The sequence below is a fragment of the Parashewanella sp. 2304DJ23-3 genome, from assembly GCF_056591695.1.
This window is the reverse complement of the sequence record NZ_JBWQOH010000001.1, coordinates 174,793-191,996: the sequence shown is the minus strand read 5'-3', so window position 1 is coordinate 191,996 and position 17,204 is coordinate 174,793. Positions and strand designations below refer to the sequence as shown.

General features: G+C 39.4%; 16 protein-coding genes and 1 riboswitch. Of the genes, 6 read left to right on the top strand and 10 right to left on the bottom strand.

Features of this window, described 5'->3' with window-relative positions; all coding sequences use genetic code 11:
- Positions 1–25 precede the first annotated feature (25 nt).
- Genes AC1EU2_RS00885 through AC1EU2_RS00875 form a run of 3 tightly spaced genes read left to right on the top strand, consistent with a single transcriptional unit; the run spans position 26 to position 1,518 of the window.
- Complete coding sequence (locus AC1EU2_RS00885; RefSeq protein WP_129947102.1) at positions 26–607, top strand: thymidine kinase; 582 nt, start codon at positions 26–28, stop codon at positions 605–607.
- The gene (locus AC1EU2_RS00880) at positions 604–1,071 is read left to right on the top strand and encodes a GNAT family N-acetyltransferase (RefSeq protein ID WP_480296108.1); all 468 of its coding nucleotides are present in this window, start codon (positions 604–606) and stop codon (positions 1,069–1,071) included. Before AC1EU2_RS00885 ends, AC1EU2_RS00880 begins: the two co-directional genes overlap by 4 nt.
- A 9-nt stretch (positions 1,072–1,080) precedes the next feature.
- Entirely contained in the window at positions 1,081–1,518 is a 438-nt protein-coding gene (locus AC1EU2_RS00875) for a GNAT family N-acetyltransferase (protein ID WP_480296107.1), read from the top strand.
- On the opposite strand, the gene AC1EU2_RS00870 is transcribed toward AC1EU2_RS00875, so the two are convergent.
- The 4 genes from AC1EU2_RS00870 to AC1EU2_RS00855 all read right to left on the bottom strand — a co-directional run bounded on the left by AC1EU2_RS00870 (position 1,515) and on the right by AC1EU2_RS00855 (position 4,164).
- Entirely contained in the window at positions 1,515–1,919 is a 405-nt protein-coding gene (locus AC1EU2_RS00870) for a DoxX family protein (RefSeq protein ID WP_480296106.1), read from the bottom strand. The genes AC1EU2_RS00875 and AC1EU2_RS00870 overlap by 4 nt on opposite strands.
- A gap of 173 nt (positions 1,920–2,092) precedes the next feature.
- On the bottom strand, positions 2,093–2,764 hold the full coding sequence (locus AC1EU2_RS00865; RefSeq protein WP_480296105.1) for a sterol desaturase family protein: 672 nt from the start codon (positions 2,762–2,764) through the stop codon (positions 2,093–2,095).
- A 175-nt stretch (positions 2,765–2,939) separates the two neighbouring features.
- Complete coding sequence (locus AC1EU2_RS00860) at positions 2,940–3,425, bottom strand: hypothetical protein (protein ID WP_480296104.1); 486 nt, start codon at positions 3,423–3,425, stop codon at positions 2,940–2,942.
- A 607-nt stretch (positions 3,426–4,032) separates the two neighbouring features.
- Complete coding sequence (locus AC1EU2_RS00855; protein WP_480296103.1) at positions 4,033–4,164, bottom strand: hypothetical protein; 132 nt, start codon at positions 4,162–4,164, stop codon at positions 4,033–4,035.
- Between the two features lie 330 nt (positions 4,165–4,494).
- Here AC1EU2_RS00855 and AC1EU2_RS00850 point away from each other — a divergent pair, with 330 nt between their 5' ends.
- On the top strand, positions 4,495–5,811 hold the full coding sequence (locus tag AC1EU2_RS00850) for a hypothetical protein (RefSeq protein ID WP_480296102.1): 1,317 nt from the start codon (positions 4,495–4,497) through the stop codon (positions 5,809–5,811).
- 2 nt (positions 5,812–5,813) lie between these two features.
- Here the strand turns inward: AC1EU2_RS00850 and AC1EU2_RS00845 are convergent, their stop codons facing one another.
- The 5 genes from AC1EU2_RS00845 to AC1EU2_RS00825 form a co-directional block, all read right to left on the bottom strand.
- Positions 5,814–6,785 carry a phosphotransferase gene (locus AC1EU2_RS00845; RefSeq protein WP_480296101.1) on the bottom strand — a complete coding sequence of 324 codons (972 nt, stop codon included), beginning with the start codon at positions 6,783–6,785 and terminating at the stop codon, positions 5,814–5,816.
- A 79-nt stretch (positions 6,786–6,864) separates the two neighbouring features.
- Positions 6,865–7,473 (bottom strand): nicotinamide riboside transporter PnuC, encoded by a 609-nt coding sequence (pnuC, locus tag AC1EU2_RS00840; RefSeq protein ID WP_480296100.1) that lies wholly within the window; start codon positions 7,471–7,473, stop codon positions 6,865–6,867.
- An 18-nt stretch (positions 7,474–7,491) separates the two neighbouring features.
- Positions 7,492–7,752 carry a YkoF family thiamine/hydroxymethylpyrimidine-binding protein gene (locus AC1EU2_RS00835; protein ID WP_480296099.1) on the bottom strand — a complete coding sequence of 87 codons (261 nt, stop codon included), beginning with the start codon at positions 7,750–7,752 and terminating at the stop codon, positions 7,492–7,494.
- A 79-nt stretch (positions 7,753–7,831) separates the two neighbouring features.
- A complete protein-coding gene (locus AC1EU2_RS00830) occupies positions 7,832–9,997 on the bottom strand; it encodes a TonB-dependent receptor (RefSeq protein WP_480296098.1) in 2,166 nt (721 codons plus the stop codon).
- Between the two features lie 87 nt (positions 9,998–10,084).
- Positions 10,085–10,183: riboswitch (TPP riboswitch) on the bottom strand.
- Positions 10,184–10,300: 117 nt separating this feature from the next.
- A complete protein-coding gene (locus tag AC1EU2_RS00825) occupies positions 10,301–11,827 on the bottom strand; it encodes a DUF3360 family protein (protein WP_480296097.1) in 1,527 nt (508 codons plus the stop codon).
- A gap of 288 nt (positions 11,828–12,115) precedes the next feature.
- Here AC1EU2_RS00825 and AC1EU2_RS00820 point away from each other — a divergent pair, with 288 nt between their 5' ends.
- The gene (locus AC1EU2_RS00820; protein ID WP_480296096.1) at positions 12,116–12,952 is read left to right on the top strand and encodes a c-type cytochrome; all 837 of its coding nucleotides are present in this window, start codon (positions 12,116–12,118) and stop codon (positions 12,950–12,952) included.
- A 51-nt stretch (positions 12,953–13,003) separates the two neighbouring features.
- Here the strand turns inward: AC1EU2_RS00820 and AC1EU2_RS00815 are convergent, their stop codons facing one another.
- Positions 13,004–15,742, bottom strand: a complete 2,739-nt coding sequence (locus tag AC1EU2_RS00815) for a TonB-dependent receptor domain-containing protein (protein ID WP_480296095.1) — start codon at positions 15,740–15,742, stop codon at positions 13,004–13,006.
- Positions 15,743–16,323: 581 nt separating this feature from the next.
- On the opposite strand from AC1EU2_RS00815, the gene AC1EU2_RS00810 reads away from it, so the two are divergent.
- Positions 16,324–17,160, top strand: coding sequence for a DUF4097 family beta strand repeat-containing protein (locus AC1EU2_RS00810; RefSeq protein ID WP_480296094.1), 837 nt, complete (start codon positions 16,324–16,326; stop codon positions 17,158–17,160).
- The last annotated feature ends 44 nt before the right edge of the window (positions 17,161–17,204 follow it).

The window sequence follows — 17,204 nt, the reverse complement described above, 5'->3', positions numbered from 1 at the left end:
CTATAAAAACAAAGGGAATCGAACCGTGGCTCAGCTGTATTTCTATTACTCTGCAATGAACGCAGGCAAATCTACTTCATTGCTTCAGTCATCATATAACTACCGTGAAAGAGGGATGAACACGTTAGTACTTACTGCTGCCATTGACAACCGCTATGGTGTCGGAAAAGTTGCTTCTCGTATTGGCTTAGAAACAGAAGCTAGCATTTTTTCTTCAGAAACGAATTTAGTGAATCTTGTTGTTGATGCGATGGAGTCTCAAGATATTCATTGTGTGTTGGTTGATGAAAGTCAGTTCTTATCAAAAGTGCAAGTGAAGCAGCTCACTCACGTCGTTGATAACATGAATATTCCTGTTTTATGCTATGGTTTGCGTACTGATTTCCAAGGAGAATTGTTCCTTGGCAGTAACTACTTATTAGCGTGGGCTGACAAGTTAGTAGAATTAAAAACCATTTGCCACTGTGGTCGTAAAGCCAATATGGTTGTTCGCCTCGACGGTGACGGTAAAGTAATGAAAGAAGGCGAGCAAGTTGCCATTGGCGGTAACGAAAGTTACGAATCTGTTTGTCGTACTCACTTTAGAGAGTTTATGTGGGATAAATGAGCGTCCGACAGATTACTGACTCCGATTGGCCAAGTATCGTAAGCATACAAGCCCAAGTTTATGGAGATCCATTGCTTGAGTCTTTGCTCGTATTGCAAAGTAAGTGGCAGCAGTCTCCTGACTGCTGTTTTGTTTTCGAAAATGAGCAAGGTGATATCGAAGCCTACCTTTTAGGACACCGTTGGAATCAACTTACACCTCCCAGACTAAATCAATTATTACCGGACAACAGTGTTGGTGACTATATTTTCTTGCATGACTTAGCTGTTGCAGTGCCAGGCAAAGGCATTGCGACACAAATGCTCAAGCAATTTATGCGAGTTGCGACAGCCCATCAGTCAAGTAAAATGATGCTTGTGTCAGTTCAATCTTCAAAGGCATTTTGGTTAAAGCAAGGTTTTACTTTAAGTGAAAAGTGTTTAGATTCTAGCTATGGCGACGATGCGTATTTAATGGAGCGTTAAGGGTAATAAATGCAATGGACTGAAGGTGATTTTAAGATCACCACAAATATCGAAGAGATGGACATCAGTATCATCCACCAATTCCTATCAACTGACGCTTATTGGAGTCAAAATATTCCAAAAAGCACCGTAGAAAAATCAATTCAAAATTCATTGTGTTTTGGTGTCTTCGAGGCTGGCATTCAAGTTGGTTTTGCTCGGTTAGTCACTGATAAGGCGACGTTTGCTTATCTTGCTGATGTCTTCATTTTGCCAACGCATCGAGGGAAGGGGTTAAGTAAGTGGTTGATGACCTGTATTCAATCGCACCCTGAATTGCAGGGATTGAGAAGAATCATGTTAGTGACTCAGGATGCGCATCAACTCTATAGTCAATTTGGTTTTAAACAAATCGACTATCCAGAGCGTTACATGGCTTTACTTAGACCAGGGGTATATGGCCGTTAGTCTGGCTGGTAGGCATACTTACCGCTGCCCAAAAAGACAACAGACAGCGCTGTAAACAAATAGAAGAATTGGAGCTCTAGGGCGTAGCCACCGCTATCACCTACTGAAAAGAGCTGGCTCATATGTACAAGGCCGAGTACAAAGAACATATTAACAACCACAATGGCCGCTGCTATTCGTGTTCTAAAGCCAATGAAAATCATTAATGGTGCAACGATCTCACCAATATAGACGCCGTAAGCTACAAAGGTAGGTAGCCCATGTTGGGTGAGCGTTGAAGATATAAATCCCATTGAACCAGAGTGCATGACTTTAGCCACACCATGGAAAATGATAAGAATGGATAAGACAAGCCTAAGGATAAGCTTACCTGTGTGATTACTTAAAGCATCATCAAGCATAACAACTCCGTACTTTTTTTAAATCGTAATGTTACGCAGTATAACGAGCTGATCTTAAATTGAATTCGTTAATTGAACTTTGTTCAGAAAAGTTAAAGCTAAGCCATTTATAACGTAACTTAGCTATTTGTAATGGGCGATACACAAATGAATGTATTTCTATTTTGTTGCGGCTACTTGTGAGGCTTAATCTTCTCCCAATAAAGTGTTTTTAGCAGAAAATCAAAAATTGGTAGTGTGATATTAAAGTTTTCTTTTGCCATGATACTGCGGCGGTGATGCAGATTATGCAGTTGTCTTAGCTCTCGCCAAACAGGCACCTTTTCAACAAAACTTCCATTGGGTAAGTGATAACTAAAATGCATTACCTCATAAAATAAATAACCGAAAATACCTCCAGTAGCCATTAGAAAAGCTACATTTGATGAAAAAACAAAATAAAGAGCGGCACCTATAGGCAATATCAAGCCGATTAAAAAGGCAAATATCAAATAAGTAGGGAAAAGCACGACACGCCAGTCTCTCACAGACTGGTAAGGCATATGATTTTCTACAAAGAAACTGTGATGATCGCCAGTATGGCGAGAATAAAATAGACCACCAATTTTTGTGCGGATATGCCCAAGCCAGCGATGTGCAGCGTATTCTGCGAAATTAACACATAGAATAGTTATTGGAAGTGTTAGCCATTCGATAAAGCTAGGTTCATTAATTTGAGAAATGAAGTAGCTGATAGAAGCGATACCAATGATAACGACAGATAGCATATGAACCCAGCCATTATAAAACTTGCCTACTTCAGAACGGTATTTAGCCCGATAATTCTCCATTGCTTTGAGGTTCATGTTTATCCTTAATTGTTATTTTTGTGTAAATACTCTATCAGGAATTCGACAAGGGGGTGATTTAATTTTGGCAAAATTTGTACGACGTTTTGGATGATTTGATGTTGTACTTACATCGTTAAAGGTAATGTTGTGCGAAGCTTAGGTTCGTCTTTAACAGGGCTTTACTTAAACTTTAGCTTGGATGGCCCCAGAATTCCCAAGGTAACACTGTTAATGCCACAAATAATCCACCAATAATTAATGTCAAAGAACTCATGTTACTTTTTAATGATTTTTGTTGGTAAAACGCAAACAGTAATGCAGAGATGACGATTGCATAAGTGACAATTAAGGCTCCATCAAAAGGCTCGATGCCTTTCATGAACATCACGTCGTGCCCTAGTTTTGCCACCCAAAATAAAACTAATCGATATAACCCAGCAGCACATAAGGAAATGTGCGCAACAAATATAAAGTCTACATGTCTTTTATATTGATGTTTCGTGGCACAAATTACGCTTCTGATGAATGTATAAAGTACAACAGTTCCAACAAGTAAAAATAGAAATTTATTAAATGGTGTTTTTATGATGAATAATGTCGACATAATAGAAATGACATAAAATATCGGCAGTGAAATCACACTTAACCAACCCACTATTTTATGTATTTTCCTCATCTTTTGACTCGGGGAGCTAAAATGTGCAATCGAAATTTGTACGGACATTAAAAAAATTAGTACTACAGCAGTTAAAATGTGAATAGATAACAAGCTGTTTGTAAAAAAATCAAAACCAAATAAGCTCAATAGTTCATTGTCAAATTTAAACATAAATGCGCTGTGATCATGCTGCTTAATATATGCTTTAACATCTGGAAGAAATGAAAGATTTGCGAGAGTAAAGATAACAATTAAATATAAATAACTCTTGGGAAACAGCTTATCTTTGATATTTATCACAAGCTCATTCACTTCATATTGGAATTGATAGAGTAAGTATAGACATTCTTTTTACATGGCAAGAACATGAATTTTGACCAGCTTTGGGCCCTGTCTAAAGAACGGTGTAATTACCTGCCATTAACTTAATCAGAGATTAAGGATTCGTCTTTATGATGAAGTTAGAACTTGAGGCATTGGCTTACAAATTAAAGGACAAAATTGAATTGTAGTAAGAGTTATGAATTCTAATTTTAGAGTCATGTTTAGGGAGCTTAATCTAAACAGCTTTTGTCTAAAAAAGCCGCTAACTCAGGCGGCTTTTAACGCTTTGTATATCGAAAACTTATGAGCAAGAACCGCAACAGAAGCTTGGCGACTCTTTTTTCTCTTCTTGAGCTTCTACCTGCTCAGTTGTCTGTGCTTCCGATTCTTTTGCTAGTTCTTCAGTGTTTGTTTCTTTTTGTTCAATTGTCATAGTGTTACTTCTCACTTTTATTTTGCAAGGAAGGCAAGGGCAGCTGCCATTAATTCTTGAGACGCAGAATATAAAGCTTGAGTAAATCACTCAAGTATTTTCTTCTTAGAAAAACGACTATTGTGCCGTTGTTTGATGTGGGTCAAAAAATGGTTATGAATTACTGGACGATTGAAGTGCTAGCTTCAAATTGAATGAGTATCCGTTTGTGAATCATAATTAACTAGGTCAGAACTGAATAAATTGTTACATTGGGTATGCAACTGTCTTTTTATTGCATCAGTGATATTTTTTGTCCTGAATATCAGAGTGAAAAGCTAAGGTTTTAATTTGTCAGAAGTAAATCAGTCAGGGGCGTGTGTTCAGGGAGAACCGTCCACGAGTTACCAAGAACCATTTCCTCAAAGGTTGCAGCCTAATTTAAAAACGTTCAATACTAGCCAAGGACAAATGTACGTGTGTGTTCCTGTTACGCCTGGGATACAGGAGTCCATGGCAAAAGATTTATTTGGTGCATTATCAAAACACTGGATTGAGAATGCTACAGAAGGTTCAACAGAGCCTTCAACCCTAGATACTCAAAGCTCCCTTTTATCGACAATTGCATTACAAACCCAACTGATCAAGGACCTCAACGATAGAAATTTTGCACTTCAAACTGATAACGAACGTTTAAGTTATGAGCAAGCCATAAGTGCGGAGTATGGGCGTAAGCTTCAGAAACATAATGTAGATTTTGCCAGAGCTTGTAAGAAAAATAAGTCGGTTTGTGACGGTCTTAGAGTTCAATTACAAAACTCGGAGCAACACTTATCTCAAACAAGAAAAGAGCTACAAGTACAAAGTGAAGCCTTGGCTCGAACTCAAGAGACCTTAAAAGCGGAGGTTGACGCTAAAAATGATACGTTAACTGAATTGACTCATGTTAAGTCTGAGCTTGCTGCCTTCAAGATTGAGATTGAGAAGAGGTTGAAAGAATTAAAAATAACTTTAGATAACGCTGGTGAAACTCTATTGTTAAGAACTAATAGCTTCAAGTATAAGATTAAAGAGATGAGTGAAAAAGTAAAGGAGCAGTCTGAGACCATAGAAACACTGGCGGCTTTTAAGCAAAAATATAAGTATTTAACATTAGAGTTGATGCAAAAATTTTGTTCAACTACTCAAGACTTAACGTATTTATATTCCGTGTTTGAAGAAAATGAAATTGATAGAACACCAGAAGGATTATATTCTTATTTGAAAGCGTTAAAGTTCAAAATTAGCGAATTAGAAAAAAGATTGAGTACCTATCCAGAGCAAAGCGTTAAAACTCAAGCTAAACATGAGAGTCAACAAACTCACCCTTCAGATTTCCCTCACCCCTCAGATTTTCCTCAACCAACAGCTGCTACTCAAACTGATGAAACGTGGTTTGATTCTGAAAGAAGAGGCATTTATCCAGTAGACAGAAAAGACCGAAAACGTTGGGCTCCAGGTGTTGATTTGAAATCAGCAAAGTGTCAGATCGGAAAAACAAAAATACCAAGAATAGAGGTAATGAATGACTTAAAAAAAATCAACTCTAAGGAAGTTACTCAAGAGACTAAAATAAGTAACAAGTCTTCTCAGCGGAAGACTCAAAGAGCCAAGAGACCTTCCCAATAGCGCTAAATTTTACTTTCATATTGATGTTGATAATTAAGGAAACGGTTAAAATCATCAAGTTTATCTGAGCAGCTCTTTTCAAGTAACTGTTTCAAAGTTTCTCCTGCCATTATTGCGGCCCAATAATAAAAAAATCCCCAATAGATTTTTTGCATAGAGGGAAACACTTTCATTGAGTCGGGGTGAGCTTTCTTATTGTTTGCAAAATATTGATTCAATAGCCATTGCTGATCGCATGCGGAGAAGTGATTGGATTCAATTACTGAAGTAATGTCATAGACAGGTTCTGCTGCACAAGCGTACTCAAAATCGATACAAAGTAGTTTCTCGCCTTTAGTCAGCAAGTTATCTTGATTCAAATCTCTATGACTGAATTGGAGCTCTTTCGTAGAAGCAATAACATCGTCAGTCCATGTTCGAAAGCTCTTTTGTTTGGTAAATAAGAACTGTACGAATTGCATCCATAGTTTAAATTCGGTTTCATAAACTGACTTTATTTGGGAGTGCTGTTCGATATCACAAACCAGTTGATTCAGTTGATGTTGATAAATTTGCCATTGGCGCTGGCTAGTAATCTCACGATCAGGCTTGGGTAATGTGTGTAAGAGATTTAATAAACTAAAAATGCTGCTTGCTTTAATGACTTTATTGGCAGGTTGAGGAATATATTCACTCAAGTAGTAGCTTTTATCAGCGTTTACCCAAATAAGATCTGGCGCCAATTTATGTGCTGCAGCGGCTTGCCAGCAAAGCACTTCGTTTTCTCTATCACACATGGCATTAGATTGAAGCGAGTTCTCTCGAATTACGTATGAACAATCATGGCTTTTTAATAAATAATTTTTATTACTTAATCCGTCAGCGATAAGTCCAAGTTGTAGGTTCTGTACGTTTAAATCGAGTTTTTTTGCTTGTTCACACTCAGTAATAAAATTGATTAACTCAATTGGCCATGGGTGTGTTGAGCGTGTCATAAATTCATCACTGATAAGAGTTAAAAAAAGCAATGATGACAAAACTTATGACGTTTTGCCATCACTTGAAACTAGAATATTAGGTTGTTGCTTGTTGCGCTTTATTCTTTTTCCATTGAATATACCCAGCAAAGGCGAGTACGACATAGACTACAAATAAAGCTGATGTAAGCATCAGTTCTTTATTGAGGTATAAATAGATGGAAACAGAGTTAATGACAATCCAATATAGCCAATTTTCTAATACTTTTTTAGCAACGAGATAAGTGGTCATTATCGCAAAACACGTTGTTGCAGCATCCAGATAGGGGAAGGAGGCATCGGTGTTATTTGCCATCATATAGCCAACGATAAGGGCGATAACTCCAGTAACAACAGTGATGCTCACGTGAGTTTTTAAAGACCACGATGTAATATTCACACCATGATGTTGTTTTCCTCCTCGAGTCCACATCCAATAGCCATAAACCGCCATAGCGACATAATAGAGGTATAAGACAGCTTCCATATATAACTTCACATTCCAGAAAATCACCATGAAAATTCCAGAGCTGATGAATGCCGCTGGCCAGCACCAAACGTTCTCTTTCATTGCTAGCAGTAAATAAGCGAGACCGAGAATCACTGCAAGGGACTCCCAAAGGGTCATCGCTTGCATTTCTCCAAACATTGTTTGCAATAGTTCCATAATTTATCTCTAAAGAGGTTATTCGCTATGACTCAAATCTAAGTCGCTACCAATAAATTTGCAGACGAATACGGCTTTACCGTATTTCTCGTGTGCAGCTTGCATTTCAGTGGCAAGCATTGACATAACGTCTTGATAATCACCTTGTACTTGTGTTGCCATGGCGTTGGTTACACGTTTGATGTGTGGGTAATTATCGAGTTGATGAATAAACCAATGGATGGGCTCAATGTAGTTTTCTTTAAACGGGTACATGCTGATTTCAGCGGTAAGTTTCATTTATTAGATCTCAAAGATGGCATAAAGAGATGATACCGCATCAGTTTTGACTAATGCGGTATATGGATCTCATTTCAAATTAGAATTTAATGTTTGCGGTTACACCTACAGAGCGTGGATCACCATAGCGGATATATTGCTTGTCAGCCCAGCCTAGGTCTGGCTCATTACCGAAGTAGAAACCACGAACGCCGTATTTCTTATCAAATAAGTTACGTCCCCAAAGATAAACGCCCCAATCATCGGCTTCATAACCAACACGAGCATTTAAAATTTGGTAACCTTTTGATTGTGAATCATTGCTATCTGAGTAGAAGAACTTGCTCTTACCACTGGTATGTAAGTTTACAAAGGTACCATTATCAGCACGATATGTTGCACCAAGGCTATTAGTGAATTTTGGCGAGTGTGCTAATTCTCGGCCAGAAAGATCGACAGGCGAGCCGTATTTATCTTTATAAATATAATCACCATAAGTTGCTTCTAAATAGCCAATGCTTGCATAAAACTCTAAGTTATCTGTTGCCTGCCATTTAGCGTCTAGCTCTGCACCATAATTGTTAGAGCTGCCTGCGTTTTCAGTAAATAGAATGAAACGCTGTGGCTTTTCAGGATCTTGTTGAGACGCTGAAACTTGCTGATCTTGACGGTCCATGTAGAACACCGACAAATTGGTCGATAAGTCGTTATCTAACCAGAACGACTTCAAGCCTACTTCATAGTTATAAAGGATTTCAGTATCGAACTCTTTTTTGTCTGCAAGTTCAGCCGGTAAGCTCATATTAAAGCCGCCAGCTTTATAGCCACGAGCTACACGTACGTAAGTACTGTGTTGGTTCGATAGCTTTTTACTTAACGCAACATGACCGCCCCACATGCTTTCAGATGGCTTAAATGTGTCGCCATTGGTATCTGAATATTCGCTATTACGGCGCTCAAATCTAAGACCTGTTGAAAGGTTGTACCCATGACCTAAATTAGAGTCTAACTGTGCAAATATGGCGTAATTGGTTGCGTTATATTTAGATTGCATCACCTCATCAGGCCATGTGTTATATTCTGAATAAAGATCGTTGTCTTCTTTCAATTTCATCGTATAAACACCCACAAGCCAATCAGTAGAATCAGCGAAGATGCGCCCGTTTTCATTTGAACTGAAACGGAATTCTTGAGAGATCGTACGACGGTCGCCTTTTTTATCCCAAAGATAATCGTATTCACAAGCTTCAGGTGCTTCTGCGCTTCCGCAGTTGCGACTTGCCCAGTAATCAGGGTTCGCCCAGTCACCATCATAAGCATGTTGATGATCAGTCGTTGCGTAAGACGTAATTGAGGTTAGATTAAACGAGTTAAACCCAGTGTAATTAAGTTTTAAACTTGAACCTGTGGTCTTTTGGTTATCAGTACCCGGTTGGTCAGTGTTTGTTTTAAACCCGTTATTGTCTAATGTCCACGCATCATAACCGTTGTCAAAATCTGCGTGCAATACTGTTAAGTCTGCGGTTAAATCATCTGTCGCTAACCAACGGAGCTTAATACGGCCTGTAAACTCATCACGCTTATTGGTATCACTGCGTCCAAGGTAAGTATTATCACGGAAGCCATCTTGGTCGTGCTGTTGAATCGTTGCACGATAAAGTAGCGTCTCAGACTTATTGATAGCACCTGTGCTATAACCACTGAAAGTACGTAAATTATCGTCACCAAATGACACTTCAGCACCGTGTTCAGTTTCTGCTTCAGGATCGTTACTCTTTAAGTAAATTAAGCCTGCAAGCGCATTGGCGCCGTAACGAGTACCTTGAGGCCCACGAAGTACTTCTACTTGCTGTAGATCATACATGCTAGAAACCATACCAAGACCGGAAAGATCGATATCATCAATCACATAGCCAACAGAAGAATTCGGCGCACCTTGATAATCTTCTTGTTCGCCAACACCACGAATTTGGAAATAACGTGGGCGAGAACTACCACCTGACCAGTTAAAGTTAGCAATTGAATTCAAGACATCTTCAAAATGCTGGTTACCTTCATCTTCAATTTGTTTTGCATCGATGATGGTGGCACTTGCGGGTAATGTGAGTAGCTCTTGATTACGGAAATCCGCAGTTACTTTAATGACTTCAATATCAGTATCATTATCTTGCGCAACAGCTTGCCCAGTAAAAGCAATAGCAATAGAAAGTGCAACAGGTGACAATTTGTGGGTAAGCTTGTGGCTTAACGATTTTTTGGAAAACATGGGACCTCAAAATTAACAATTTGAGATCCGGCTGAGTGCGATCAGTAATAAATTAATACATAAAACAACTCAACAGGGTGGCTGTTGAGATAAGTATTTTTCCATTCCTACGCCGGTATAAGCCGGATCAGGTTCTAAGGGTGTAATCTCAGTTTGAGAAAATCTCAAACACCCCTTGGTCGCACCAATTATAACTGAATGCTGTAAACTGTTAACAAAAATTAAAGCCAAAACATAAAAAATGGGAGAAAAACCTATATTTTCTCCCATTATCAATCATATCTGTGATGTTAAATTGTTCGATTAGATGATCGCTGGAATACCTTTAATCATGCCTACCGCAAGCATGGCCGCTAAACAGATAACGAATGCTAGGCCAGGAATGACGATTCTATCAACGAAAGATAGATTTTTTGGTCTTTCTTTGTCACCAATTAGACCGTTGTTGTCGAGGAACATAGTCAGTGCCCACGCTAACACAGGGTTAGAAACAAAAGCGGCAAAGATACAAATGCCGGCTGCTTGACTGCTGACACTGTCTTTAACCATTTGTAGACCTGCTTCTAGAAGAGGTAAAAATACACCCACTAATAGAGCGATCGACATTACTGGACGCCATACTGCCACATCCATTGGGTAACCTGAAATGGCAACCACAATACACATTAAACCGAGTAAAATAGCACCTGCTGGAATCGGGCGTTTAGCAATAGCGGCTGGGATCATATAAGTACCCCAAGATGAAGTGATGTTACCACCACCAACCGCAGTACCAACGATTTGACGTAAAGAGCACGTAGTCATTGTGTCATCAACGTCCATCAGTACTTTATCTGCACCTTTTGGATAGTTCAGCTCTTGGAAAATACGGTGTCCTAAGAAGTCTGGTGACCACATCGCAACCGCTAGAATGGCAAAAGGTAATGAGGCGATGAAGTGAGACAAGTTAGGTAAACCCAGTTGCCAACCCGTTTCAGTTGAACCCCACCAGTAAACAGGATTCAGGTTTGGTAGACCTGGAGCGGTAACAAATTCTAAATCAAGACCGGCACCTAGAGCGAAAGCTAGAATAATAGCAGTAATGCTACAAAGAGGAATCGCAAGCCAGCGTTTTTCTACTTTAGCTAAAAAGGCGTAAATCACCACATTAACCAACAGAATTACGAACGCTACATAAGAAAGTGAGTAATCCAAAGCATGCTTTACTTGTAAGCCAGCTGACCAATCAAATAAAGAGGTGATTTGGCTCTTAGCACCCATGAACCCAAGGTAAACCAGTAAACCGCCTGCGACACCACTGCTGGTTAAATTAACAAGCCGAGAGCCACCCTTTAGCCAACTGAGAATTAACCCAAAGACGCCAATTAAGATTGCTAATGCTAATGGATGTGCTCCAGCAAGGGCGATGGTACCAATGAGTGGGATCATTGGCCCATGATTACCCCCAAGATTGGCTCTTGGATTGATAAAACCAGAACTGACAACGCAGAAAAGTAATGCAGGGATAAGCATTTCAACGCGCATAACTTGGATGGCGAAATCTGCACCTAAATTAACGTTAGGCCATTTTTCGGTTAAGCCCGAAGCCCAAGCCGCCATAACGGCTGAGTACATTACAGTGATACCAATGGTACCCGCAATAGCAGGGACAAGATCTTCCCATTCAAAACGAAAATCACGACCAGGAAGGTTCAACCCCCAACGACGTGGTTTCATGATTTTTAATTCGTGCTCCAGATAATCATTTCTGGTTTCGAATTCTGAAGCAGGGCGGTGAAGCTCCTGATAACTTGCTTCTTCCGTATTATGGTTAGCAGTTTTTTCAGTCATTTGTTACTCCGAGAAGAACTTGTGATTCTACTCATCCTTAGAACGATAATGTACTTATCTAGATAACCTTGATGTAAGTAGCGTTTGGTATCTGTCGTACAGCTAAAATTAAAATTGGTAAGACCAATTTACCTGTTGGTAATATTATCACAAGCAGTTCTAAATCATCGTTAAAGAAGTCACAGCTTAAAGAATTCGTGAGAAAAAATTGAGATCTAGGTAACAAAAGGTGAGTGTAAAAATTGAAACTATACTTATGTTTTCGACTGAACAGATGTAGGTAATAGAATGAACTGTTTCAAACTGGTGAGTTTAAGTTTTTTGTTACTTGTTCACATATCAAGTGCTCAAGCTAAGTTAGATGAAAACGCCCCATTAACTTTTGAAATTAATGGCAAGTCATCGACATTGAAGCTTAAAGATATACAAAAACATGTTCCTGCTTATGAAGTGACACTATTTAACCCTGTCTATAAAAAAACCGTCACTTATCGAGCATTTAAATTCGCAGAAGTCGCGAAATTAGAAAAAATAGATATTTACTCCTCCAGTCAAATTTCATTTATTGCTAGGGACGGTTATGAAGCTGTGATGTCTAAAAAAATTCTTAAACGATTTCCTGAGCCATGGCTCGCATTTGAAGAATTGAATACAAAAAATGGTGAGGTGTTTAGTCTTGTGGCTGAGGGTAAAGAAATTACTGATCCAGCCCCCTTTTATTTGATGTGGCAGCAGCCGGACTCATACAAAGCATTTCCGTGGCCATTTGCGATAACAAAAATTACATCGAATACGAAACATGATCCGTATTTTGATATAAAACCGAAACATAATGTCACTGCTCAGATAGAGCGTGGGTTCAACGTGTTTAAAACGCGATGTATGGCTTGCCATTCGATTAATTTAGTTGGTGGCACTATAGGGCCAGAATTGAACATTCCAAAAAATATTACTGAATATCGAAGTATGACTTTTCTAAAAGCGTGGATAAAAGATCCATCATCATTCAGAGCAAGAAGTAGAATGACAAACTTTGGAACGGTAACTGAAAAAGAAATTGATGATGTTTTGTCATACATTCAGTACATGAAAGGCTATAAGCATTGGGAAAAGATAAGACCGTAGAATGAAAAGTAATAAAGCCGCAAAGCGGCTTTATTACTCAATAAAGGTGGATTACATCTTCATACTTGCTTCTATGAACCACTGTCGACCAACAGCGTTGAACAACGAACGTTCATAATGTGGCCAAGACGAATCAGTTGGATCAAAGTTTGGCCCTCTATTAAACATATTGAGTAGACCTGTTTGGAAGTCAATGTCATCACTCATATGGTAGGTACCAGTTAAGTTCCATCTAAAGTAAGAGCCGACTTCATAATCACTTTCTTTAAATGCTTCATTATTTTCTTCTGCGGAATCTTTAAAAGACTTATAGTTCACGCCGTGATGACGACCCGTATAGAACCCGCTTAATGCCGTGGTGAAATCTGCATAATTCCATGTTGCAACAATATTTCCTTTGAGCTTTGGCAAACCGCCGTCATCAATGTCATCATCCACAGGTGACGCTGAATCGAGCTGACTTTCAGATTTCAACAAGTAAGTACTACGCCCTATGAGTTTTAATTCACCAAGCTCGTTGAGATCGAAATCATAACCCAGTTCACCGTCTATGCCTCTGACTTCTTGGAAAGATAAGTTAAGTGCAGTTGATTGGACGTGAGTAATGACTCCGTCATTATCTCGGGTAATGGTTGAGTCATAAAGTGCGTACTCCCTGGCTTGACGTGAAGCACTGACTTGATTGACCATGTCATCAAGTTTCCATTGCCATAAATCCAGAGAAGCACTGAGTTGATCGCCACCATAAACGGCACCTAGATTGGCTGTATAACCTTTTTCTGGTTTTAAATCTGGGTTGGCACCAGTGGTGCTATTGATGTGGAGTTCATTACAGACTTCATTAACTCTTGGATCGTTATTTGGTTGATTTGGTACTCCTCCCATATCTTGGCAGGCTTTAAAGTCAACCACTGTGCTAAAGCCTTGGGTTGGGTCCCCGTAGACGCGTTGCATATCTGGCGCCCTAAATACACGGTTCCATGAGCCACGTAGTAGCCATTCATCTGTAGGGCGGTACTCAACTGCGATGGATGGCGTTACATTACCACCAAAATCACTGTATCTGTCATAACGCGCTGCAAGATCGAATGTTAGCTCATCCATTACCGGAACTTTTAATTCACCATAGGTTGCCCAGAAACGGCGCTCTCCTTGACCCGATGAGCCACCAGTACCGACAACATTACCCAACATGGATTCAGAATCTGAATTTGCTGTGTAATCTTGTTTAGACCATTCGGCACCTAAAGCAAAGTCAGCCTCATTGTCGTTAAAGAGTTCAAATGCTGGGCCAGTGATGTTGGCTTGGAAGTTAAGCAACGACGAAGATGCACGAGAATAAGGAGAGTAGCTTAGAGTTGATAAATCATTAGCAGGAATATCACTGAGTAGAGAACGGCCGTTCTTACCAGATGTAACATAATCAAACATCTTCTGATAGGTTGTGTAGCCGTGGTTATAAACATCAACATAGGATTTGCCATAGTTACCTGACATATCCCAGCTATAACTGTCACCCAATCCGCCTTCTAGACCAAGTGAACCGTAATAGTTTTCGCCGTTAGTTTCACCTCTTCGCTGCCCAAGGTCATTGAGACGGCGGATATAGTAATAATCACCATCTGCTGCATTCGCAAAATCACCATTTAATGCGGTGCCTTTGTTGTCATAATGTTTAGTAAATCGATTTGCAGCAGAGTCATCTAGGCCACTTCGAGCCTGTGATACGTCTAACCCACTGCCATTTACAGTTACATCAACATCATCCGTTGAGCTTGGCTCGATTCGAGTGGTGGACTGTGTCTTGCCGAAGTCGATTCGGCCGACCATGGTTAAATCATCCATCAACTCATAATTAAATATGGTTGTGTTATTAAATTTAGTGGTTTCAGGTGCTAAGTCACGTTGCATTGAGCGGTCATATCCACAGCGACTATTGGCCACATCATAGAATAACCCTAATGATTGGCATTCTTCTGGTGTTAGGGTTTTTACATTTGAGTCGGCAGGTCCGCCTGCAATTCTAGCTCCGTAAGAGCTGTATCTGGAAAATGGACTGTATGGAACTTTGTCAGTATTAATTCCGAAGTTTGCGCGCTCACTGGCTTTTAGCTGTTCGTTCGAGCTGAACTCAGTAAAGTTGGAGACATTACCTCTGTCAGAGCTACTACCCATGGAAATGGATACTTTATCACTTCCACCACCGCCTTCAGTCGTATCTGTACGGCGGTATTTTGCTGCAAAACCATCGAAATCTCGTTTTAGAATAATATTTACCACGCCACCCACGGCGTCAGCACCATATACAGCAGATGCTCCGGATTGAAGTACTTCAATTCTTTGGACTGCATCCAATGGAATACTCGATGTGTCGACAAAGTTATCAGTACCGCCTAGTGCTCTTGGGTACTGATTTAACCGCTTACCATTGATTAAGGTCAGTGTTCGGCTTGCACCAGCTCCTCTGAGACTGATTGCCGTAGCAGCAGGAGTAAAACCATGCACTGACTGTGTGGTAACAGCACCAGTTGTTGCGCTTAAATTTTCCAGTGCGTCTTGAACATTAGTAAAACCTTGATTCGATAAATCGGAAGCATCTAACACGGTAACAGGGTTTGCACCTTCTAGATCTGTTCTTTTGATTCTTGAGCCAGTCACTTGAATTCGTTCTACACTACTATCTCCATTTTCGCCTGCTGCTTGAGCAACTCCTACGGCGATGGTTGCCAATCCTGCACTGGAAATTAATGCAACACGAATAGCTTTTGCTAATAGAGAATTAGCTTGCATTGTTTTTCTCCCAAACGCTTATGATAATTTTATGGTGTGAACGCATGAGCGAGCGAAAAGACTTAAACAGTTGAGGGCTTGGACTCTAAGCCGAACTCAGAATGTCTTTGTAAAATTGATTTCGTGCTCTACATCTAACTCTTGATATATTTAAGAGCCGGTTCACAAGGCGGGGATATAACCATATGGTTTAATTAGGTGCAATAGTGCAAAGAGTGGGCAATCGGTGGTGACATTTAACCGTAAAAATAAGGAATTTCACTTGTTATTTACGCTTTAGGTTTCTTTTCAGTTTTCATTGTTAATAAGCTAAGAAAATAAGCGCTTTTATGTAAACGAAACCTTATTTAAAAGATCGTTTAAATGACGAAATGTATGATGTTTTTCGATTCTTGATGTTTACTAATTGGTTTCTAGTACGAACGTTTTTTTACAAAGTTTAAGGTATTTATTAAAAAAATTAATCTTCATGCGTTCTATAAATTGTGATCAGCTCAAAAATTGGCTAACTTAGGGCATCTACTCTAATTTATAAATGGACTTAAATGATGAAATGTCTTCATTATGCTTTGGCTTTAATTATGCTAAGTGCAATTAGCTATAACTCTCAAGCTGCTACATGGAAAGGTACAAAAGAGGTAAAGGTCGAAGACGCAACCAAACTCCTTGTTTTTGCAGGTGCGGGTAACTTAATTGTCAATCCAGTTTCGTCTTCAAAAATAACCGTTTCTGCAAGAATTAATGTGCCTGGTGATATGTCAGATGCAAAAGCACACTTTGCTGAAGATATGCAGTTTTATGTAAAAGAAACTTCGAAGAAGATTACGTTGAAAGCAGGTTATAAAAAAGGTGTTCCATCAAAACGTCATCGTGGTTCTATTGATTTAGTCATAAATATGCCAAAAAATCTATACCTTGATCTTCGTGATACTTCGGGCGACATCAAAATATCTGGGCTTCAAAAAGGGCTAAAAGTACTCGATGGTTCAGGTGATCTAGAAATAGCAAACGTAAAAGGAAAAACGATTTTAAATGATGGCTCAGGCAATATAAAAATTTCTGGCGGTATTGGTAAATTAAAACTCAATGACGGAAGTGGCAATATTTTAATTTCTAATAGAAAGGGCGCTATTGCTTTGAATGACCGTTCTGGAAATCTGGATGTGATAAATCACGATGGATCGGTTCGTTTAGTTGATAAATCTGGCAATATTTCGTTGCGCAAAATTGATGGTAACGTAAAAATTAAAGATACATCTGGGAATATAGAGCTTGAAGATATTGACGGTAATGTCACCTTTGCAAGTAAATCGGGAAAAGTGAAACTAACCAATGTAAAGGGGAATGTAACCTCTAAAGGGCACGGTAAAGCTAAGCCAGTGTTAGCCAAAGTGAGTGGTGAGGTAAAAGGTATTTAAATCAATAAGAGTGAAAGCACTTAGCTTTCACTCTTAACAAATGG

Bases quoted from the DNA above. Each gene is read 5' to 3' on its own strand.
- AC1EU2_RS00880 (WP_480296108.1), top strand. From the start codon at position 604: ATGAGCGTCCGACAGATTACTGACTCCGATTGGCCAAGTATCGTAAGC.
- AC1EU2_RS00875 (WP_480296107.1), top strand. From the start codon at position 1,081: ATGCAATGGACTGAAGGTGATTTTAAGATCACCACAAATATCGAAGAG.
- AC1EU2_RS00870 (WP_480296106.1), bottom strand. From the start codon at position 1,919: ATGCTTGATGATGCTTTAAGTAATCACACAGGTAAGCTTATCCTTAGG.
- AC1EU2_RS00865 (WP_480296105.1), bottom strand. From the start codon at position 2,764: ATGAACCTCAAAGCAATGGAGAATTATCGGGCTAAATACCGTTCTGAA.
- AC1EU2_RS00860 (WP_480296104.1), bottom strand. From the start codon at position 3,425: ATGAGGAAAATACATAAAATAGTGGGTTGGTTAAGTGTGATTTCACTG.
- AC1EU2_RS00855 (WP_480296103.1), bottom strand. From the start codon at position 4,164: ATGACAATTGAACAAAAAGAAACAAACACTGAAGAACTAGCAAAAGAA.
- AC1EU2_RS00845 (WP_480296101.1), bottom strand. From the start codon at position 6,785: ATGACACGCTCAACACACCCATGGCCAATTGAGTTAATCAATTTTATT.
- pnuC (WP_480296100.1), bottom strand. From the start codon at position 7,473: ATGGAACTATTGCAAACAATGTTTGGAGAAATGCAAGCGATGACCCTT.
- AC1EU2_RS00835 (WP_480296099.1), bottom strand. From the start codon at position 7,752: ATGAAACTTACCGCTGAAATCAGCATGTACCCGTTTAAAGAAAACTAC.
- AC1EU2_RS00830 (WP_480296098.1), bottom strand. From the start codon at position 9,997: ATGTTTTCCAAAAAATCGTTAAGCCACAAGCTTACCCACAAATTGTCA.
- AC1EU2_RS00825 (WP_480296097.1), bottom strand. From the start codon at position 11,827: ATGACTGAAAAAACTGCTAACCATAATACGGAAGAAGCAAGTTATCAG.
- AC1EU2_RS00820 (WP_480296096.1), top strand. From the start codon at position 12,116: ATGAACTGTTTCAAACTGGTGAGTTTAAGTTTTTTGTTACTTGTTCAC.
- AC1EU2_RS00815 (WP_480296095.1), bottom strand. From the start codon at position 15,742: ATGCAAGCTAATTCTCTATTAGCAAAAGCTATTCGTGTTGCATTAATT.
- AC1EU2_RS00810 (WP_480296094.1), top strand. From the start codon at position 16,324: ATGCTAAGTGCAATTAGCTATAACTCTCAAGCTGCTACATGGAAAGGT.